This window comes from Mycobacterium sp., from assembly GCF_965229265.1.
Classification (GTDB): domain Bacteria; phylum Actinomycetota; class Actinomycetes; order Mycobacteriales; family Mycobacteriaceae; genus Mycobacterium.
Genome location: NZ_CBDDIY010000010.1, coordinates 1,180,998 through 1,200,428, shown reverse-complemented (window position 1 = coordinate 1,200,428; position 19,431 = coordinate 1,180,998). Strand labels below are relative to the sequence as shown.

Sequence of the window (19,431 nt, the reverse complement as noted above, 5' to 3'; positions counted from 1 at the left end):
TTACTTTCCGGCACCGTATCCACTACGTCAAAAATACGTTAAAACCTCTGCGTGCCAAGCTAATGCGCGGCGCTGATAACGCACGCCGAGGCAAGGAAGGCGGCATCATGGCTACTCCACAACTTGGTCTCAGCGGCCGTTCCCTGACCTCCGCCGATTCCACCGGTCTCGAGCGGGAAGCACTGGGGCCCTGGGGCGTTTTCGCGCAGGGCCTAGCGGCAGCGGCGCCGAGCGTCGCCCTCGCCAGCGTCCCCTATTCACTGTTCGTCGCGGCCGGCAAAGGCGCCTCCTGGGCGGTGCTGGTCGGGTTGACGTTGACGGTTCTGATCGCGACGACGATCAGCTTCCAGGCCAAGCGGACCGTGTCATCGGGCTCGCTGGGCACCTATGCCGGTAACGGGCTGGGGCCTGGGTTCGCCTACGCCGCCGGATTCAGTTTGCTGTTGGGCTATATCGGCTTTGCGATCACCGGCACCCTTGGCGGCGTGCTGTATCTCGATTCCTTCCTGGAGTCGATCGGATTGGGCTCGCAAGCGGCGTGGTTCCGCACCCTGCTGGTGATCGTTGTGGTGGCCGCCGCCACCTACCTGCCCTACCGGGGTGTCGCGATCGCGGCAAAGTACGAGCTGGCTTTCGAGGTGATTGCGATCTCGTCCATCCTCGTGATCATCGTCGCCTCGTACGCCAGCTACGGCTGGCACATCGACACCGAGCAGTTCAATCCCACGTATCTGGGCACCAGCGCCACATTCATCGCCGCCGTCACCGCTGTCGGTTCCTACGCCGGCTTCGAGAGCGTAGCGTCGCTGGGCGCCGAGGCCAAGAACGCGCACCAGAACATCGCCCGCTCGTTGTTGCGGGTTGTGCTGCTCATCGGCGTGATCTACGTCTTTGCCACCTATCCGCAGATCCTGCACTTCGGTGACATCGACGGCGACAAGGCGGTGTTGCCTCAGCTGGCCGACGTGACCGGGGTGTCGTGGATCAACTACGTGGTCAGCGCGGCAGTGGCCATCGCGATGATCGTGTTCGTCACTGCGGTCACGACCGCCGCGGCCCGATCGCTGTTCACCCTGGCGCACGAAGGTGCCCTCCCGAAGGCACTGACGAAGGTGCACGCCAAACACAAGACGCCCTGGGTGGGAATCGTATTCGTCGGTGTGTTGGCGTTGATCTTCTCAGTGACGGCCACCTTCAGCTCGGTCGGGCGTCTTGTGTTCGACGTGTACGGCGGTTACGTCGCCAACTGGGGATTTTTGATCAGCTATCTGCTGGTGGTGATCGCCACCCCGATCTGGCTGCGAAAGATCAAGGCGCTGAACATGACTCGGCTCGTCGTCTCGGTTGTCGCCACGCTGGGCATTGGCTACGTGATCTTCTCGAACTTCTACCCGGTGCCGGAGTTCCCGTTCAACATCTTGCCGTTCGCCTTCTTTGGTCTGCTGTTCGTCGGACTGCTCTGGTACTGGTACCTGCGCCGCACCCGCCCCGAGGTGGCGGCACGGCTCGGCGGCATTCAGACCCTGTCCGAGACCGAACAGCAGCGACTGGTAGACGAGGGCATCCTCGAGGTGCTCCGTCATCAGCCGGATCAGATCCACGGGGGCAGCGGCGACGAGGATCCCAAGGCACAGCGCGACAAGGAGGTGGTGGCACAGTGAGGGACCACCTTGCGCGCCTCGTCCTGGCGCTGCGAGCGGGCTTCGTGCGCGCCAGCACCCCGGGGTTGCCCCCGGTCTCCCAGGCCGACATCGCGTTGACATGGCTCAACGAAGCCACCCTGGTGGGGATCTCGGTGCCGGCGCCGAGGAGTAACCGATGACGATCCTTGATGTGGTGACCGGCCGTTGGTCGGTCACCCCGGCCCGGACGGCCGACCATCCGCTGATCGCCGACTTCCTGGCCACCACCCACGGGCTGAGCGGTCGCAAGTTTGCCGCCGACTCCCGAGATGTCGCCGAGCAGCTCGGGTCTGCGCTGGAGGCCAACGTGCTGCGTGACGCGCGCGGCCGTGTTCGTGGATATGCGGCCCTCCACCACCCGCACGGTGCGGAGCCCGAGATCATCGGTGACTTCGTCATCGACCCCGACGTCCCCTCCGACATCATCGACGACGTGGTGCGCACCAGCGTCCACCGCTTCGAGCGGGAGGCGGCGACGATCCCCGGTGCGTTCCTGCGGGTGATCATCGGCTCCAACCAGCCGGTCGTGATCGACGCGCTGAATCGGCGTGGCGCCGAGCGCGAAGCCGAATTCATCCGCACCCGCAAGCCGCTGTACGGCGAGGACCCCGCCGCCCTGGAACAGGTTGCGGCACCTGGCATCACCGTGATCGGCTGGCCCGAAGTCATCGAGCGCGGCCTGGGGGAGCAGGTGCGCCGACTTCAGCACGGCACCTTCCTCGAACATTTCGGCAACATGTCGAAGAGCCCCGAGGACTGGGAGCACCACATCACCAGCCGCGCGTTCACCCCCGACTTCAGCATTGCCGCACTCGACGAGGCGGGTGCGGTCGTCGGCTATGTGCTGGGCTCGGCCTACACCGCCGGCGTAGCCGGCGCCGACGAGCGCAGTGCCCACACCGATTACATCGGGGTGCGACCCGACCTGCGCCGGCACGGCATCGGTGAGGTGTTGCTCAAGAAGATCTGGCTGGCGGCGCTGCGGCGCGGACTGACCGTCGCGTCGCTGGGGACCGATATCAACAACCGCAGCAAGGCGCACCTGCTGTATCGCCGCCTCGGATACGTCGCCGTCGAACAGCAAGCCGCCTACCGCATCGACAGTGCAGGATCGCAATGACCACCTCACCGATCTATCTGACCGAACCGACCGCATCCGACGAAGCCCTGTTGTCGGTCTTCCGGCCGGTGATCGACAAGATCGCCGAAGGCAACCTCGAGCGGGAACGCGACCGGGTGTTCCCCCACGAACAGGTCCGCTGGCTCAACGAAGTCGCATTCGGCACCGTTCGAATCCCGGCTATCCACGGTGGCTTCGGAGCGTCGCTGGAGCAGACCTTCGCGCTGCTGGCCGAGGTGGCCCAGGCCGATCCCAACGTCGCCCACATCTGGCGCAATCATCTGGCGTTCGTCGAAGATCGGCTCAATGCAACCCGGTCGGAGACCAACGACACCTGGATCAGCCGGTTCCTCGGCGGTGAATTCGTCGGCGGCGGTTGGACCGAGGCCAACAACGTGACCCTGGCCAATCTGACCACCACGATCACCGCCGAAGGCGACCACTGGGTTGTCACCGGCGCGAAATACTATGCGACAGGCAGTCTTTACGCCGACTGGCTCGATGTCCTCGGGCGCGGTGATGACGGTGAGCTGGTGACCGCGCTGGTGCAACGCAACGATCCCGGGGTGACCCTCGTCGACGATTGGGACGGATTCGGGCAGCGGACCACCGCCAGCGGCACCGCGCGCTACGAGCGCGTTCGAGCCGAGCGCGGCGACGTCTTCCCGGCGACCGAGCGCTTCAGCTATCAAGCGCACTTTTACCAGACCGCCATGCATTCGGTGCTCACCGGAATCACCAAGGCGGCGTTGCGCGACGGCTCGACGGCGCTGACCGAGCGGATCCGCAACTATCCCCAGGGGCTGGCGACGGTTCCAGGCGCGGATCCGCAGCTGCTACAGGTTGTCGGTGAGGTGTCGGCCGACGTGTTTGCCGCCGAGGCGGCGTTGGCGCGCAGCAGCGCCACGCTTGACCGCATCGTCTCCGGTCGCCTGGCCGGTGATGACATCGGGGCGCGCCAGCGCCTGATCGACGCGGAGGTCGCCGTCGACCAGGCCCAGCTGGTGATCATCGCGGCCGCCCTGTCCGCCACGACCCGCATCTTCGATGCGCTGGGCGCATCCGGGGTGTCCGAACAGCGTTCCCTGGACCGGCATTGGAAGAACGCGCGCACGCTGGCCTCGCACAACCCCCGGGTCTACAAGGCCCGGATCCTCGGGGACTGGTTGATCAACCGCACCGACCCGGTGGCCGACCTGGCCTCGCTGGGCCGTGGGGGACAGGGCAACTAGCAGCCCTCGGCGGTGATCGGGTCGGGCGCGTTGCCGAAGTCGTCGTCGACGAGAATGACGGTTCGATCCTCCCGGTCGAGCGTGGCGCCAGCTCGGCAAAATCGGCGACGCGGTAGGACTGGAGTTCAGTCCCGGGTGCGAGGAGAACCTCGACCGGCCTGCTGGTCGCGCCGGTGACGTTGTCGATGCCGATGCGAACGAGTTCGCGTTGCGCGTCGGCGATCTGGGTGTCGCTATCTCCGATGAGCGTCAGCGGTGCCCCCAGGTGCACAGCCAGCCGCCGTACGCCACGAACGAACCCATGCGCATAAGTGCGCTCGGCTAGGCGAACTCGACGGCCGGGGCGGGGCCGTTATCCACGATCGCGTCGGCGCGGACGCGGGCATTGTTGCGGGCGTGGGTCGCGGTCTCCTGCGCTCGCCAGTGCTGCCGATTCGGCTCGTACCAGGCCCAGTCCTGGCGTTCGCGCAACCTGGCGTCCAATTCCGCTGCCGGGGCGTCCACCCAGACGAGAAACGAGGTGGCCTCGGCGATCTCCGCATCACCGGCCCCGCAACCTTCGATGATGAGGAAGTCGCTGCGCGCCGTGTGCTGCCACCGCTCGCTGCGCACGCCGAGTTCCCAGTCCCATGGTTGCCAGCGAGGATCCCGGCCGGCCAGTAGGGCGTCGATCACCCACTCGCGCAGGTGAATTCCGATCCGACTGAGTCCGCTCCAGCCCTCGTACATCTCGTCGAGATGGATGATCGGCGCGTCGAGGACAGCGGCCAGCGACTGCGCCAGACTGCTCTTGCCGGACCCCGAGGGGCCGTCGATCGCAATGACCCGGGTGGCTCTCGCCCGGGGCGGAGTGCGGCGCGCCGCGTCGGCGATCTGTGCGCCGATCGCGTGAAGGTCGCTGCGGACTGCGCCGCGATCGACCGGGGCGGCTTCCGGAGGGGACGGATTCACAGTTCCGAAGCGGTGGCGTCGGTCGTCGGGGACAGCAGACCCAACGTGATCAACTCCTGCGTGCTCTGGTCGACGGCGGCCGTCTCGGCGCCGGCGTCGACGGACCGGGCCAGCAGGTAGTAGACCACCCCGGCCACCAGCAGACCGGCGATGTAGGACACGTCGACCCCGGAGACGGCATCGACCAGGAATCCCCGCCAGAACGACAGTTGCACGAACGGCACCACAGCGGCCAGGCCGGCGGCGTAGGCGATCAGCCCGCGGCGCGACCTGGCGCCGTAGATCCCGTTGGGGGTGAACAGGTGAGTGATCGCATACCGGCCGCGCCGGATGAAGAAGTAGTCGGTCAGGTTGATCGCCGACCACGGCACCAGCACGTAGAACACGATGAGGATCAGGTCGAAGATGGCCGTCTGGCCGCGATCGACCAGGAGTAGACCGGCGACCGCGGACACCACGCCGAGGGCCAGGGCGGCCAGCGCGCGATTGGCGGCGGTGGGTGTCTGTTCATGGCTGCGCAGGCTGGAAAACGTCGTCAGCAGGGTGAGCGAACCGCTATAGAGCACCTCGCCCATCGTCGCGACCAGGGCAACCGAGGAGACCACCGCCAGGACCGTCCCGAGCCCGGTCACGATGTTGTTGCCCGTGGTGTTGATGCCTTGCAGACCGTCGCTGGCGCCCAGGGCCGCGGCCATCCACGCGCCGAGCGCGCTCAGCCAGATCAGCGACACCGCCGCGCCGGCGTAGGTGGTCGCGATGACCGTGCGGAACGGTGTAGTGCGCGGCAGATACCGCGAGTAGTCCGAAACGTTGACCGCATAGCCGAGATTGATGCTGGCGGTATAGGCGAACACACCCGCGAACGGCACGAACGAGAAGCCGCCGCCGGTCGCCGGCGTGGTGCCGCCGGCAGCACCGGCGAGCACCCCGACGGTGAGGATCACCCACAGCGGCAGTGACACCCACAGCGCCCACCGGAACACCCGATGCAGCCAGTCGTAGCCGAAGGCGGCCAGAACAACCGCGAGCGCGACGGTCACGATGATGGTCGCCACCGTGCCGATGCCGAAGAGGCTGGTGAACCCGAGCGCCAGGATGATCGAATCCAGCGTGGTGTAGGCCGCGAATGTCACCAGCGCGGCGACCAGCGGGATGACGACGCCGCGGAACCCGAACTGCGCGCGCGACTGCAACATTTGCGGCAGGCCCAGGTGCGGGCCCTGGGATGCGTGCAGGGCCATCAGCGCCGTGCCGAACACCGTGCCGGCGATCAGCGCGACGATCGTCCACGCCACCGACAAACCCAGCGAGACGCCCAGGAAGCCGACGGCGACCGACAACGGCTGGGTGTTGCTCAGGAACCAGAACACGCCCTGCTGCCCGACCTTGCCGTGCCGTTCGGCGTCGGGGATGAAGTTGATCGTGGCCCGTTCGGCGGCGGAGAGCAGGCCGGTCGGCTCGGCCGGCTGGCCCAGTTCCGCATTCGACGAGTCGTTACGCGTGGTCACTGCGGTGCCGCCCTTCGATTCGGGCCTCGGGATGAGACCATGTCGACACGGAGTAGTTTTCTCTACATAGTGTCGACGGGCGTATACATAAAATCGGCGTGAGTGTACGTCCGAGGAGGAGGGTTCGGATGCCCGAGCGGGTGCAGCCCCCGGCTGTCTACGAGGTGCTGCGCGGCGACATCCTCACGGGTGCCTTCGAGGCCGGTTCGCTGCTCTTGGAGACCGCACTGGCCAGCCGATACGGGCTGTCCCGCACGCCCATCCGGGAGGCGCTCGTGCGGCTGGAGTACGACGGCCTGATCGAACGGGTCGGACGCGGGTACCGCGTTCGCTCGGGCACCGCAGACGACGTCCTGGAAATCTATGAAGCGCGAATCGCGTTGGAGTCAGCCGCCGCCACCGCGGCTGCCACCCGGCACAGTGAACTGGACCTGGCCAGGCTGCAACGGCTGCATGATCTCGCCGCCGCCGAACGCGATCCCGACCAGGTGCGGGCGCTGAATTCCGAGTGGCACGCCGTGATCTGGCGGGCGGCCGGCAACACCACCATCGAGCACCTGCTCACCAGGCTCACCGCCCAGCTGCGGATCTACGACCGTGGTACCAGCGAAACGGCCGGTGATCTCGCCGAGACCGAGCGCGAGCACGCCGCGATCCTGCGGGCACTGGAGGAGCACGACGGCGAGACCGCCGGCCGGCTGGTGGCGGCGCATCTGGGCCGTGCTCGCGGAATGCGACTCGACCGCTTCGTCAGGAGCCTCTATGAGCGTGAGTGACACCGCGTCAGGCACCGCGCTGGTGAGTGCGGTCTGGCTGAAGACGCGGCTGGCGTCACCGGGAATCGTTGTTCTCGACGCGACCGCGTGGCTTTCGAAACCCCTGCGCGACGGCGATTTCCAGGTCGTGAGTGGCTGGGCGACCTGGTCGCAGGAGCGCATCCCGTCATCGCGGCACGCCGACCTCATTCACGACTTCGCCGACCGGGGCGCCGCAACGCATTTCGCTCGACCAGATCCTGAGGCGCTGGCCCAGCAGGTCGCCGAGCATGGGATCGACGCCGATGACACCGTCGTGATCTATGACCGCGACGGGGGGATATGGGCCGCCCGGCTCTGGTGGATGCTGCGGGCGATCGGCGTCGATGCGCGAGTTCTGGATGGCGGCTGGGCGCAGTGGCTGGCCAGCGGCGGACCGGTGGCGACCGGGCCGGAACCGCAATCGCTTTCACCGGCTCGGGGGAGCTTTCGCCTCGCGCACGTTGACCACGATCGCTGGGTGGATCTCGACGAGGTCGAACGCGTGGTAACCGGCGACGCCGACGGTACGCTGGTGTGCGCGCTGGGCAAGGAAGCCTTCACCGGCGCGGTACCCACCCGCTACGCCCGGCGCGGGCACATTCCCGCCAGCACGAACGTGCCCGCCCGCGACCTCATCGACGGCGAGCGTCAGCTGTTGCCACGGCAGCGGCTGCGCGAGGTGCTGGCCCCACTGCTCAGTGATGAGGGGCCCCTGCTCGTCTATTGCGGCGGGGGAATCTCGGCGTGCCTGCTGGCGCTGGCGTTGACCGAGCTCGGTCGCCGCGATGTCCGCGTCTACGACGGATCACTTGATGAATGGACGGCAGACCCCCGACTGCCGGTCAGCGGCGTGGCTCCGTGATGGCCAACCAGGACACCATGATTGGTACGGGTTCGCTGAGCGTTGGCATCAACCTGCCCACCCGCAGTCACCCCGAACCGCTCGGCATGGACACCTTGATGCGGATCGCCGAGACCGTGGACAGCGTCGATGGGTGGGCGCACGCATGGGTAGGCGATTCAATCCTGGCCCTGCCCTACTTCGATTCAACCGTCATCCTCGGCGCGCTTGCCGCGCGGACGAGGCGGATCCGGGTCGGCGTCGCCTGCCTGGCATCGCTCGGTCTGCGGCACCCGGTCTCGGTTCTGCGGGAGTGGTCGGACCTGGATTACCTGTCGGCAGGCCGGATGACCATGGTGGTCTGCCCAGGCAATGCCACCGGGTTGTCAGTCGAGGCCGAACTGCGGGTGTTCGGCATGGACTACACCGAAAAGGTCCAGCGATTCGAAGATGCTGTTCGCTTCCTGCGGCATGCCAGGGCGATCCCGGCGGGGGAGCCGATCACGTATCGCAGCCCGTTCCTGTCCTTGGAGAACGTGACCATCCGACCCGGCTTTGTGCAACGGCCGCTGCCGATCTGGATGACAGCGAATCCGACACCGACCGCGGCGGCGAGAACTGTCACCCGGTTGCTGACCCGAGTCGCCGAACTCGGGGACGGGTGGATGACCTACAACATCACACCGGAGCTGCTCGCCCGGCGGGTGACGCAGCTGCGTGACATCCGTGCAGCCGCCGGACACGCCGAGGAACAACCGCGATTCCCGGTCTGTGTCTTCCTCAACGGCAACGTCGCACGGGACGGGAAGACCGCACTCGCCGACGCCGCGGTGCGGTGGGCTCAGCAAGGGACGCGCAGCATCACCGTCGACGACCTCCCGAGCATCGGCGCGATCGGAAGTCCGGAGCGGGCAGCCGACTTCATCGGACGACTGCAGGACGCGGGGGCGACCCACATTGTGATCGAAGCGCTCAGCCCGGATCCCGAGGCTCAGATCGAGACACTCGGTGAGCGGCTGCTGCCGTTGCTCGACACCGGACTCGGTCCGGGATCCGACTAGCGGGTCGCGAGGCTCCCGGCCCGGGCGGCGAGCAGGTCGGCCCACACGTCGAACGCCTCGGCCTGATGCGGAACCGAGTCGCTCGATGACCCCGCGATCGCCACCAGCGCCCGGGCGATACTGACCAGCCCGATGCCCGTGCGCTGAACCACCGACACCAGCTCGGCGAACGCCTCCCGCTCCGAGCAACCCCGCAGGCCCACCAGAATGCCGGTGGCCAGGTCGATCACCCGGCGTGACGTGTCGATGGTGCGATAGCTCATGTGGTTCTCCTTGTCGGATTTCGTCCATGGTCGCCGCACCGGCGGCCGCGGACAACACATCCAAGCACCGTGATCTGAGCTGTTTGCGACGGTCGCGGCCTGCTTCACACCCGTTCAGGCCTGCTGAAAGCCCATGGCGCCGTCGCACCGGACTGCCCCACAATGGTTCTCGTGCTCCCCGTACTCGACTTGGCCGAAGCCGACGACGATCCCGATGCGTTCCGCGCGCGGCTGCGCGAGGCCGCCCACGACTTCGGCTTCTTCTACCTCGTCGGCCACGGGGTGCCGGATGGCCAGATCGACGAGGTGCTGCGGCTGGCCCGCGAATTCTTCGCCCTGCCCCTGGAGGTGAAGAACCAGATCAGCCAGTTGAAGAGCCCCCAATTCCGGGGCTACTCCCGCCTCGGGGGAGAACTGACCAACGGCACGGTGGACTGGCGGGAACAGATCGACATCGGACCGGAGCGCCCCGTCATCGAAGACGCGACGGGGTACTGGCGTCTGCAGGGGCCCAATCTATGGCCTTCTACCCCAGCGGGTTTCCGTGCGGCCTTCGAGAACTGGGACGCCGGCTTGTCGCGCGTGGGTTTGCGGCTCTTGCGGCACTGGGCGGTTTCCCTGGGCGCCGCCGAGGACATCTTCGACCCGGCGTTCTCCGACGAACCGGCCACGCTGATCAAAGTGGTGCACTACCCCGGCCGTGCCGATTACGACCAGGGTGTTGGCACGCACAAGGATTCAGGTGTGATCACCCTGCTGCTGCTCGAGCCCGGCTCGACCGGGCTGCAGGTCGAGCTCGCCGACGGGCAGTGGCTGGACGCGCCACCGGTGCCCGGGTCTTTCGTGGTCAACATCGGTGAACTGCTCGAGGTGGCCACCGGTGGCTACTTGCGCGCCACCCGGCATCGGGTGCTGGCGCCGCAGCCCGGCGCCGACCGTATCTCCATCCCGTACTTCGTCAATCCGGCGTTGGACGCCAGGATCCCCATTATCGACTTGCCGCCCGCGCTGGCGGCCCGCTCCCGCGGGGTGGAGGCCGACCCGAACAACCCCATCTTCAATACCTACGGTGAGAACGCCTGGAAGTCGCGTACTCGGGCCCACCCCGATGTTGCCGAGCTCCACCACGGTATCGCCCCAACGGGTCTGGCGTCCTCCTACTGACGGCGGACCGATTTCTTCGCCCTGATCACAACCATGGGCACGATGCCGGGCCCGGGCTAGCTTTGGCAGGGTGTTCGATGTGCGACGGCTCAGGGTGCTGCAGGAGATCGCGCGGTGCGGCTCGCTCAGCAGTGCCGCTTCCACGCTGAACTACACCACCTCCGCTGTCTCCCAGCAGATCACTGCGCTGGAACGTGACGTCGGCGCCGTGTTGCTGGTCCGCGGCCCCTCGGGAGCCCGGCCGACACCGGCCGGGACGCGACTGCTCGAGCACGCCGAGCGGATACTCGACGCGGTCACCGCCGCCGAGCGCGATCTTGAAAGGCTCTCCACCGCAAGCCCGGACCGCATCCGGGTCGCCTCGTTCACCAGTGCGGCGGCCGCCATCCTGCCCCGCGCCCTGGCCCGCTTCCGGCCCCGATACCCGGGTACCGAGGTTCGACTCGCCGAGGCCGACCCCGACGACGGCGTGGCATTGCTGGCCACCGGCGGCGCTGATGTCGCGATCATCACCGAGGTTCCCGGCGAGGTCACGCAGTACCCCCATGTCGCGAGTGTGCCGGTCTACGACGACGAGTTCTTCGTGGTCCTGCCGACCAGCCATCGGCTTGCTGCACTCGCCGAGGTTCCATTGCCCGCACTGGCCGGCGAGCAATGGGTCGTCAGTTCGGCAACGGGCACCTGCCCGGACACTCGGGTGTTCCACAATGCCTGCCGCCAAGCGGGTTTCGCCCCGTCGGTGACGTTCCGCGCCGATGACTACTCGACCGTTCAGGGCCTGGTGGCAGCCAACCTCGGCATCTCCCTGGTGCCCTCGCTGGCGGCCTCGGGGGCGCGCTCCGATGTGGCGGTTCGCCGGGTCGCGGGCCGGCGACCATTGCGCCGGGTCGCGGTGGCAACGGTCGCGCCACCGGACACCGGGACTGCTCTGGGCGCGCTGGTCGCGCTGATGCAGGCCGTGGGCGCGCGGCTGACCGCCGACGCCGTATACAGCGTTCCTGCACGCCCGTTTAGCGTCGCTTGACACCGGGCCGCCAGAGACGAGACCGCCCTTACTGTTTCGGCCATCAGCAACCCTCGACCCGGGGAGGTGGCCAATGTTTCGCGTACCCAACCGATGTATCCGTTTCTGAATCCGCCCCGCCTTCCCTAAGGAGTGAATTGTCATGACGACCACCGAAACCGGAACCCCGGTGCTGCAGTCGGTCGACGAGGCGCTGTCTGTTGCTGCCGCGGTCGCCGCCGATATCGCTGTCGGCGCCGCCCAACGGGAGATCGACGGCGTCCTTCCCGCCGAAGAGCTGCGCAGGGTCGCGGCGTCGGGTCTGCTCGGCATCATCGTGCCGGCCGAACACGGGGGACCGGACCTGCCGCGGTCCACGGCAGTCGAGGTGCTGCGCATCCTGTCCCGGGCCGACTCGGCCGTCGGACAGTTGTTGCTGGCGCACTTCGTGCTCAACGCCGCCCTGCGTGGTCTCGGCCAGAACGATCCCGCCCCACGGATCTTTTCAGACGTGCTGGCCGGTGCGCAGCTGGGCAACGCCACCGTGGAGCGGGGAACCCGCACCTCGGTCGAGCGGCGAACAACGGTGCAGCGTAGACCGGCGGGCGGATGGGTCCTGAACGGGACGAAGTACTACGCGACAGGTGCCCTGGGCGCCACCTGGATCGGCGTGGCCGCGCGGATCCCGGACACCGAACCGTCGCACGGCGCAACGGTGTTCGTCCGGCCCGAGGACCCGGGGGTCACCCTGAACCTGGAGAAGTGGTCGTCGTTCGGTCAGCGCGGCACCGCCAGCGGTGAGGTGGTGCTGGACAACGTGGTGGTCGATGACGCGCTGGTGATCGACGAGGGACCCGATCTTGATCCGGTGACAGCCGAACCGTCGGTGCTCGGCGCGTTCGACCAGGCGTTGCACGCGGCCGTCGACATCGGTATTGCCAGGGCGGCACTGGAAGACGGTGCGGAGTTCGTCGCGACCAGGAGCCGGCCGTGGTTCGAGGCGCAGGTCGACTCGGCCGCTGAGGAACCGCACGTCATCCGTCGCATCGGCGAGCTGACCGCGCGGCTGTTTGCGCTGGAGGCGCTGCTGGCCCACGGTGCCGATCTGGTCGACAAGGCGTTGGCCTCCCCGGAGCTGACCCGCGAGTCGGCGGCTGCCGCGTCGCTTCAGGTGGCGGCGGCCAAGGCACTGGCCCAGGAATTCGCGGTGGAGATCGCCAGCGGTGTGTTCGAACTCGCCGGCTCGTCGGCCACCGATCGCGGTTACGCCCTGGATCGGCATTGGCGCAACGTGCGGGTGCATTCCCTGCACGATCCGGCTCGGTGGAAGTACGTCCACCTCGGCAACTACACGCTGCGCGGCACCCTGCCGCCGCGTCTCGGCGTTCTTCTGTAACCCCTTGCTACGTTTGGAGTTTCGATGACCACGTTCTATGTGACCGGGAGCATCAACGTCCCGACCGTCGACGACGCGTTCCGGCTCGTGGGTTCGCGCCTGCAACCCGGCGTCCGCCGGGTTCCCGACGGCGAGCCCGGCGACCGCGCGAACTGGGTGTTCACCCAGGCCGACCATTTCCTCAAGAACCCCACGTTGGATGTCGTCGGCGATCGGGTCAGGTCCCGGCCCGGCGTGCCGGTGGAGTTCGGACCGGTCGACTATCACAGCATCGCCAGCGAGTCTTATGCGACGTTCCGTCAGGCTCGCGAAGACGGTGTGCTGGCCAGCGATTCCCGGTTCCTGGTCTCGATTCCGACACCCTTCAACGCAGTGAACTCCTTCGTCGAGTTCGATGATCGGGTCGAGGTGGCCGTGGCCTACGAACGAGCGCTGCGGGCCAGCGTCGAGACGATCCAGGAGGCCATCCCGCCGTCGGACCTGGCGATCCAGTGGGACCTGCCAACCGAACTGGCGACGGTCGAGGGGTGGTTCGAGAATCCGTATGGCGGCCTCGAGCCGATCTTCGCCGCGACGGGCCGGGTGGCCGACTGGGTGCAGGAGGAGGCCGAGCTGACCTTCCACCTCTGCTACGGCGATTCGAAGTTCGGCGCTTCGCCGTTCATGGGTAAACCGCCCAGCGAGGAGGCGGCCGCGCGCGGGGGACGGCACATCCTGCCGCGGGATGCATCGGCGATCGTCACCTTGGCCAATGGGCTCTCGCGTCATGTCTCCCGCCGGATCGATGCGATCCAGGCTGCCACGGTGGCGCCGTGGACCAAGCGCGCCCACTGGCAGCCGCTGTCCGACCTCGCGCTAGAACCCGAGACCGAGGTGTACCTCGGGTTGCTGCACGCCGAGGACGGTGCCGAAGGTGCCAGGAACCGGGCCGCGCTGGCCGCTGAGTTCCTGCCGGAGTTCGGCCTGTCCACCGAGTGCGGCCTGGGCCGTCATTCACCCGAACAGCTGGAGGCCGTCCTCGTCGCCTGGCAGGACTACTCCACCAGTCGCGAACCGGTGCTGGTCAGCTGACCCGCCGGCCGGCCAGGAAGGCCGCCAGCGCCAGTAGCGACATCGTCACCATCACCACGGCCAGTGGTAGCGCGGTGTGTTCCCCGCCTAGGCTGACCAGCGGGGAGACCGCGGCCCCCAACCCGAACTGCAGCGCCCCCAGTCCTGCCGACCCGGCGCCTGAGGCGCGCGGAACCGCGGCCAACGCCAGTGCGGTGGCATTGCCCAGGATCAGGCCTTGGCAGGACACCGCCACGAAGATCGGGACGGTGATCAGCCAGGTGGGGGCACCGGTGAGGACCAGCGCCAGCAGGGTCAGGGTCGCGATCAGCGTCAGCACCAGACCCACCGCCAGTTGTTTGGCGCTGGAGACGGTCAGGCTCAGTCGAGCCGACACCGCGCTGACGGCGATCATGCCCATCGCATTGACGCCGAAGGCGAGGCCGTACTGCGTGGGCGTGAGACCCACCATCACCTGGTAGACGAACGGCGAGGCCGAGATGTAGGCCATCATCACAGCGAAGCCGAATGCGAAGGCCAGCGTGTTGGCCACGAAGGCGCGCGAGCGCAACTCGGCCCACGGCGAGATGCCCTGTCCAGCATCGATTTTCAACTGTTCCCGGCGGTCTTTCGGGTGCGATTCGCGCACCACGAGCAGGGTCGCGACCAGCATGGTCGCCGCGACACCGCAGACCACCCACAGGATGCCGCGCCAGCCGGCCGGGCCGACCAGCAGCCCGCCGGCGAACGGGGCGATCACCGGCGCCACGCCGCCGACGATCATCGACAGGCTGAACGCCCGTGCGGCGGCCTTGCCGGTGGCCAGGTCGGAGATGATGGCGCGCCCGATCACCATGCCGGCGGCACCGGTGAACCCCTGAGCGAACCGAGCGGCGATCAGGACGCCGATGCTCGGTGCGGTCGCTGCCACCGCGCTGGCGGCGACGCACAGCAGCGTGCCGACGATCAGCGGGCCCCGCCGGCCCAACCGGTCGGACAGCGGGCCGAACGCCAGCTGTCCGAAGGTCAGGCCGAGCAGAAACGCGGTGAGCGTGAGCTGCACGGCGGTGGCGCTGGCCTGAAGCTCTGCGGTCATCTCGGGGAAGGCGGGCAGATAGAGGTCGGTGGCCACCGGCGCGACGGCCGTCAGCAGGGCGAGTACCAGGAGAAGCCACGGCGAGATGGTCGCGTCGCGCTCCGAGCGGGAAGCGGGCTGGGTGGCGGTGGGCATGACCGTCCTCAATCAGTAGTTATGAATAAATAACTATTGAATGATAACTACTGGGGTAAGCTTTGTCCATGGACAGTGAGTTGGCCGATCTCGCCGAGGCGATCCTGGGTGTGGGGCGCGAGCTCCGGCTTGCCGTGGGCGGTGCCGGCGTCGTGCACCTGACCCCCTCGGAGGCACACGTGATGCGCCACATCGACCGCCATCCGGGGGTCACCCCCAGCGAGGTCGCCCGTGCCACCGGCCTGCAGCGCTCCAACCTGTCCACCGCGCTACGCGCACTGGAACGCCGGGGGTTCGTGCAGCGCCGGGCCGATCCGGACGACGCGCGCGGCGTCAACCTGTTCCCGACCAAGCGTGCCGCCGACAACCTCGCCCGCCTGCGCAACCAGTGGGCGCACCGGTTGTCCAGCGCCCTCGGGGGTCAGCTCGGCCAGGTCGAAGAGACCGCTGGATTGCTCGATCGCCTGGAAGCGGCGCTCGTCGCCGAGCGGCTGTCCTAGTGCATCGAGTCAGAACTGAGGGCGCCGATTTCTTCGAAATCATCGCCCTGAGTTCTGACTCGATCTCCATGCGCGCCTAGTTCGTTCGACGATCTCGGCCGGTCTATCGCCGGCGACTAACCTGATCCGCCGCCAACCGAGGTCGGCGATGTATTCCGATCGGGTCAGGTCGTTGCGATAGATGCCGCGATCGAGACGATGCTGCTCACCGTCGTACTCGACTGCGACCATCACCTCCGGCCAGCCCATGTCCAGGAAGTAATGCGACCGACCGTCATCCCTAGGCACCGGTATCTGGGTCTGCGGGCGCGGAAATCCGGCATCCACCAGCAACAGCCGCAGCCACGTCTCGCGCGGTGATTGTGCTCCAGGGTCGGTGAGGTCGAGCACCACGGGGACCCGGCGAACTCCACCGACATTGCGATGGCGCGGCAGCAGGTCCACCACGTCATCGACTGTCAACCGGGTGGCGTTAGCGAGTGCATCGACTCGGGCCACCGCCTGTCGCAGTGTCCCGCGCCGGGCAAGGTCGAAGGCTGTCCTCGGCGCCGTCGTGACCGGCAACCCATGGAGGCGGCGCACCTCGTCGTCGAGCAGTGTCTCGGCGCGACTGATGATCCCCGACGGCGCCTTGTTGTTGGGATAGTTGAGCTCGATGGGGGCTGAAGGGGCAACCCATTTCGCTCCGTGCAGTGCCGAAGCCGCCAGTCCGGTCACGACCGCACGACGCCGTGACCACAGAACCGCCGCGACGGCCCGTTCCCGAACCGAGAGCTCGCCGCCGACGTGTGCATACACATCGGGAAAGATGCGCCGATAGTGTGCCCGAAGCTGGTACCTGGTGACGCGACCTGCAGCGACAGCGTCACTTCCGATGAATACCCGTTCCATCTGCAGGAGCGTCACGCACTCCACGGATTTCGGTATTCACCGATCCACAACCCATCGAGTCAGAACTGGCTCCACCGAAACACGCCCCAGGCCGCCTTACATCGGAGCGTTCGCGGGCTGGAACACCCCGGTGCTGTCGGCTTCCTCCTCGGCGCGGATGACGTGCACCACCGCATTGATCAATGCCAGGTGGGTGAACGCCTGCGGGAAGTTGCCCAGGTGCCGCCCGGTGCGTGGCTCGATCTCCTCGGCGTATAGGTGCAGGGGACTGGCGAAGGACAGCAGCCGCTCGCACAGATGCCGGGCCCGGCTCACCTCGCCGATCTCGACCAGCGCCGACACCAGCCAGAACGAGCAGATGGTGAAGCTGCCCTCCTCGCCGGACAGCCCGTCGTCGGTCTCCTCGACGCGGTAGCGCAGCACCAGCCCGTCCTCGGTCAGCTCGTCGGCGATCGCCAGCACGGTGGCTCGCACGCGTGGATCCTCGGACGGCAGGAAGCGCACCAGCGGCACCAGCAGCAGCGACGCGTCCAGCGCGTCGTCGCCGTAGCGCTGGGTCAGCACGCCGCGCTTGTCCACGCCATGGGTCAGGATGTCGGCCTTGATCTCCTCGGCGATGGCCCGCCACTGCTGGGCGTAGCTCTTCTCGCCGACCAGTTCGGCCAGCTTGGAGCCACGATCCAGGGCGACCCAGCACATCACCTTCGAGGAGGTGAAGTGCTGCGGTTCGCCGCGCACCTCCCAGATCCCGCGGTCGGGTTCCTTCCAGTGCTTGATGGCCTCTTCGACCTGCTCCTTGAGTACCGGCCACAACTGATCGGAGATCTGCTCGCGGGATTTGGCATGCAGGTACACCGAGTCGAGCATGGTGCCCCAGATGTCGTGCTGCATCTGGTTGTAGGCGCCGTTGCCGATCCGCACCGGACGGGCGTTGTCGTAGCCGGAGAGATGGTTGAGCTCCTCCTCGACCAGCTCGCGCTCGCCGCCGACGGCGTACATCACCTGCAGCGGATGACGCTCCCCGTTGTTGGCGCCGGACACGTCGGCGATGAAGGAGAAGAAATCGTCGGCCTCGCGGTCCAGGCCCAGGGTGTAGAGCCCCCACAGCGCGAACGTCGAGTCGCGCACCCATGCGTAGCGGTAATCCCAGTTGCGCTCGCCCTGCGGTGTCTCCGGCAGCGAGGTGGTGCTGGCGGCCAGTAGCGCGCCGGTTGGCGAGTACGTCAGCCCCTTCAGCGTCAGGGCACTGCGCTGCAGGTAGGAGCGCCACGGGTGGTCGGGGAAGTCGCCGATGTTGATCCACTGCCGCCAGGCCTCGCTGGTCTGCCACATCTTGTCGGCGGCTTCTTCGTAGGTCTGCGGCGACGGATGCTTGGACCAGGACAGTGCGACGAAGACGTTGTCGCCCTCCTTGAGCCGGGTGCGGGCCCGCGCCTCGCGCCCTTCCAGGCCGATGCGCAGATTGGTGGTCAGGCGCAGGGTCGGGTGGGCATCCGGGTCCTTCCTGGCCCGGGCGATCGCCTCGCCGTAGGCGTTGGCCGAGTACTCCCAGGTCGCGTTGACCCGGGCGTAGTCGAAGGACGGCTCGCAGTTCATCACCAGCTCGACAGTCCCGCTGACGCACTTCACCGTGCGCAGCAGGATGTGCTCGGCGTCCCAGTCCATCGGGGTGCGCCGGTGGGTGCGTGACCGCCGCTCGATGTCGTGCCACGGGCCCATGACCAGGGCATCCCGCACGATCACCCATCCGGTGTGGGTCTGCCAGGTGGTCTCCAGGATCAGGCTGCCGGGCAGGTAGCGCCGGGCCGCCGGCACCGACACCCCGTAGGGACCGAGCCGGAAATGCCCGGCTCCGCGGTCCAGGATCGCCCCGAACACGCTGGGGGAGTCCGGCCGCGGGACGCACAGCCACTCCACCGCCCCTGCCGAGGAGATCAGGCAGGTGTTCTCGCAGTCGGACAGGAAGGCGTAGTCGGCGATCGGCGGGAACGGGTTGCGCAGCGCCGCGCTCGGGGCGTACGGCACCGGGGCCGTCGCGGACAGGGGCGGGGCCGACTGGATGGCCACGTCGTCGGTGTCCTCACCGGTTGATTGGGCGTGCAGAACCATTGAGACATCATCGACCGCCGGGCCGCTGCGCGTCTACCTATGTGCGGATCCGTCGCTTTGCTGTTACCGCCGACGGCGACCTCGACGGGGGCTGGGCATACCCTGGTGGGATGAGCGGGTTCCTGAGTTGGTGGGACGGCGTCGAGCTGTGGTTGTCCGGGCTCGGGTTCGTCCTGCAGACGATCATCGTGATGCCCGTGGTGCTGGCGTTGGCCTACGTGATCGCGGTGGCAGTGGATGCGGCCCTGGGCACCGGCATCAAAGCGATGCGCTGGATTCGCCACGCCGACGAGCGGTCCCGGTGAGCGGGATGCCGCGTTCCCGAGTGACATTGGCCCTGGTGGCGCTGCTGATCCTGGTCGTCGTTGTGTGGTTGCTCAACCGCTGATCTCCAGCGTGGTGGGTGTTTGGAACTCTGTTAAGCTTCGCGCCATGCAATCGGTGAGCGGTTACGGCGAGGGCCATATCTTGGCCCTCATTGCCGTCGGCGCGCTGGCCGTTGCCGATGTCGCTTGTTGTCGCTGACACCTCTGCCCGCCGCGGTCTGGTGTCGGTGATGGTCATGGCAATTCGCTTGTGAAACATCGCCATTCCGTTGCGACGGGCTCGATCCGCCCGATTCCGCAATGAGA

General features: G+C 67.4%; 20 protein-coding genes and 1 pseudogene. 14 read left to right on the top strand and 7 right to left on the bottom strand.

Annotated elements, in window-relative coordinates; genetic code table 11:
* Positions 1–107 precede the first annotated feature (107 nt).
* Genes ADBZ9K_RS07730 through ADBZ9K_RS07715 form a run of 4 tightly spaced genes read left to right on the top strand, consistent with a single transcriptional unit; the run spans position 108 to position 4,034 of the window.
* Positions 108–1,661, top strand: coding sequence for an amino acid permease (locus ADBZ9K_RS07730; protein WP_526619501.1), 1,554 nt, complete (start codon positions 108–110; stop codon positions 1,659–1,661).
* Positions 1,658–1,822, top strand: a complete 165-nt coding sequence (locus tag ADBZ9K_RS07725; protein ID WP_526619500.1) for a hypothetical protein — start codon at positions 1,658–1,660, stop codon at positions 1,820–1,822. The genes ADBZ9K_RS07730 and ADBZ9K_RS07725 overlap by 4 nt, the downstream gene beginning before the upstream one ends.
* The gene (locus ADBZ9K_RS07720; RefSeq protein ID WP_526619499.1) at positions 1,819–2,802 is read left to right on the top strand and encodes a GNAT family N-acetyltransferase; all 984 of its coding nucleotides are present in this window, start codon (positions 1,819–1,821) and stop codon (positions 2,800–2,802) included. The genes ADBZ9K_RS07725 and ADBZ9K_RS07720 overlap by 4 nt, the downstream gene beginning before the upstream one ends.
* Positions 2,799–4,034, top strand: coding sequence for an acyl-CoA dehydrogenase family protein (locus tag ADBZ9K_RS07715; protein WP_526619498.1), 1,236 nt, complete (start codon positions 2,799–2,801; stop codon positions 4,032–4,034). The genes ADBZ9K_RS07720 and ADBZ9K_RS07715 overlap by 4 nt, the downstream gene beginning before the upstream one ends.
* Positions 4,035–4,119: 85 nt before the next feature.
* Here the strand turns inward: ADBZ9K_RS07715 and ADBZ9K_RS07710 are convergent.
* The 3 genes and pseudogenes from ADBZ9K_RS07710 to ADBZ9K_RS07700 all read right to left on the bottom strand — a co-directional run.
* Positions 4,120–4,331 (bottom strand): annotated as a pseudogene (locus ADBZ9K_RS07710) (MBL fold metallo-hydrolase); the annotation flags it as partial.
* A gap of 24 nt (positions 4,332–4,355) precedes the next feature.
* A complete protein-coding gene (locus ADBZ9K_RS07705) occupies positions 4,356–4,985 on the bottom strand; it encodes a uridine kinase family protein (protein ID WP_526619497.1) in 630 nt (209 codons plus the stop codon).
* Complete coding sequence (locus ADBZ9K_RS07700) at positions 4,982–6,493, bottom strand: purine-cytosine permease family protein (RefSeq protein WP_526619496.1); 1,512 nt, start codon at positions 6,491–6,493, stop codon at positions 4,982–4,984. The genes ADBZ9K_RS07705 and ADBZ9K_RS07700 overlap by 4 nt, the downstream gene beginning before the upstream one ends.
* Positions 6,494–6,621: 128 nt before the next feature.
* Here ADBZ9K_RS07700 and ADBZ9K_RS07695 point away from each other — a divergent pair, with 128 nt between their 5' ends.
* The 3 genes from ADBZ9K_RS07695 to ADBZ9K_RS07685 are packed head-to-tail and all read left to right on the top strand — an operon-like array spanning position 6,622 to position 9,192.
* On the top strand, positions 6,622–7,269 hold the full coding sequence (locus ADBZ9K_RS07695; RefSeq protein ID WP_526619495.1) for a GntR family transcriptional regulator: 648 nt from the start codon (positions 6,622–6,624) through the stop codon (positions 7,267–7,269).
* A complete protein-coding gene (locus ADBZ9K_RS07690; protein ID WP_526619494.1) occupies positions 7,256–8,152 on the top strand; it encodes a sulfurtransferase in 897 nt (298 codons plus the stop codon). Before ADBZ9K_RS07695 ends, ADBZ9K_RS07690 begins: the two co-directional genes overlap by 14 nt.
* Positions 8,152–9,192 (top strand): LLM class flavin-dependent oxidoreductase, encoded by a 1,041-nt coding sequence (locus ADBZ9K_RS07685; protein ID WP_526619493.1) that lies wholly within the window; start codon positions 8,152–8,154, stop codon positions 9,190–9,192. The genes ADBZ9K_RS07690 and ADBZ9K_RS07685 overlap by 1 nt, the downstream gene beginning before the upstream one ends.
* Here the strand turns inward: ADBZ9K_RS07685 and ADBZ9K_RS07680 are convergent.
* On the bottom strand, positions 9,189–9,455 hold the full coding sequence (locus ADBZ9K_RS07680) for an ANTAR domain-containing protein (protein ID WP_526619492.1): 267 nt from the start codon (positions 9,453–9,455) through the stop codon (positions 9,189–9,191). The genes ADBZ9K_RS07685 and ADBZ9K_RS07680 overlap by 4 nt on opposite strands.
* A gap of 171 nt (positions 9,456–9,626) precedes the next feature.
* Here ADBZ9K_RS07680 and ADBZ9K_RS07675 point away from each other — a divergent pair, with 171 nt between their 5' ends.
* From ADBZ9K_RS07675 to ADBZ9K_RS07660, 4 genes are all read left to right on the top strand, one after another.
* Positions 9,627–10,619, top strand: coding sequence for an isopenicillin N synthase family dioxygenase (locus ADBZ9K_RS07675; protein WP_526619491.1), 993 nt, complete (start codon positions 9,627–9,629; stop codon positions 10,617–10,619).
* 70 nt (positions 10,620–10,689) lie between these two features.
* Complete coding sequence (locus ADBZ9K_RS07670; RefSeq protein ID WP_526619490.1) at positions 10,690–11,643, top strand: LysR family transcriptional regulator; 954 nt, start codon at positions 10,690–10,692, stop codon at positions 11,641–11,643.
* Between the two features lie 142 nt (positions 11,644–11,785).
* A complete protein-coding gene (locus tag ADBZ9K_RS07665) occupies positions 11,786–13,018 on the top strand; it encodes an acyl-CoA dehydrogenase family protein (protein WP_526619489.1) in 1,233 nt (410 codons plus the stop codon).
* A 24-nt stretch (positions 13,019–13,042) separates the two neighbouring features.
* Positions 13,043–14,089: a hypothetical protein gene (locus ADBZ9K_RS07660; protein WP_526619488.1), complete on the top strand. Its 1,047-nt coding sequence runs from the start codon at positions 13,043–13,045 to the stop codon at positions 14,087–14,089.
* Here ADBZ9K_RS07660 and ADBZ9K_RS07655 read toward each other — a convergent pair.
* The gene (locus ADBZ9K_RS07655; protein WP_526619487.1) at positions 14,082–15,299 is read right to left on the bottom strand and encodes a multidrug effflux MFS transporter; all 1,218 of its coding nucleotides are present in this window, start codon (positions 15,297–15,299) and stop codon (positions 14,082–14,084) included. The genes ADBZ9K_RS07660 and ADBZ9K_RS07655 overlap by 8 nt on opposite strands.
* Positions 15,300–15,367: 68 nt before the next feature.
* Between ADBZ9K_RS07655 and ADBZ9K_RS07650 the strand changes: the two genes are divergently transcribed.
* On the top strand, positions 15,368–15,799 hold the full coding sequence (locus ADBZ9K_RS07650; RefSeq protein ID WP_526619486.1) for a MarR family winged helix-turn-helix transcriptional regulator: 432 nt from the start codon (positions 15,368–15,370) through the stop codon (positions 15,797–15,799).
* Between the two features lie 39 nt (positions 15,800–15,838).
* Here the strand turns inward: ADBZ9K_RS07650 and ADBZ9K_RS07645 are convergent, their stop codons facing one another.
* Both ADBZ9K_RS07645 and ADBZ9K_RS07640 read right to left on the bottom strand, forming a co-directional pair.
* A complete protein-coding gene (locus ADBZ9K_RS07645; RefSeq protein ID WP_526620814.1) occupies positions 15,839–16,690 on the bottom strand; it encodes a putative endonuclease domain-containing protein in 852 nt (283 codons plus the stop codon).
* Positions 16,691–16,786: 96 nt separating this feature from the next.
* A complete protein-coding gene (locus tag ADBZ9K_RS07640; protein ID WP_526620812.1) occupies positions 16,787–18,751 on the bottom strand; it encodes a glycoside hydrolase family 15 protein in 1,965 nt (654 codons plus the stop codon).
* A gap of 158 nt (positions 18,752–18,909) precedes the next feature.
* Here ADBZ9K_RS07640 and ADBZ9K_RS07635 point away from each other — a divergent pair, with 158 nt between their 5' ends.
* On the top strand, positions 18,910–19,104 hold the full coding sequence (locus ADBZ9K_RS07635) for a hypothetical protein (RefSeq protein WP_526619485.1): 195 nt from the start codon (positions 18,910–18,912) through the stop codon (positions 19,102–19,104).
* Positions 19,037–19,324 (top strand): Ms4533A family Cys-rich leader peptide, encoded by a 288-nt coding sequence (locus ADBZ9K_RS07630; RefSeq protein WP_526619484.1) that lies wholly within the window; start codon positions 19,037–19,039, stop codon positions 19,322–19,324. Before ADBZ9K_RS07635 ends, ADBZ9K_RS07630 begins: the two co-directional genes overlap by 68 nt.
* The last annotated feature ends 107 nt before the right edge of the window (positions 19,325–19,431 follow it).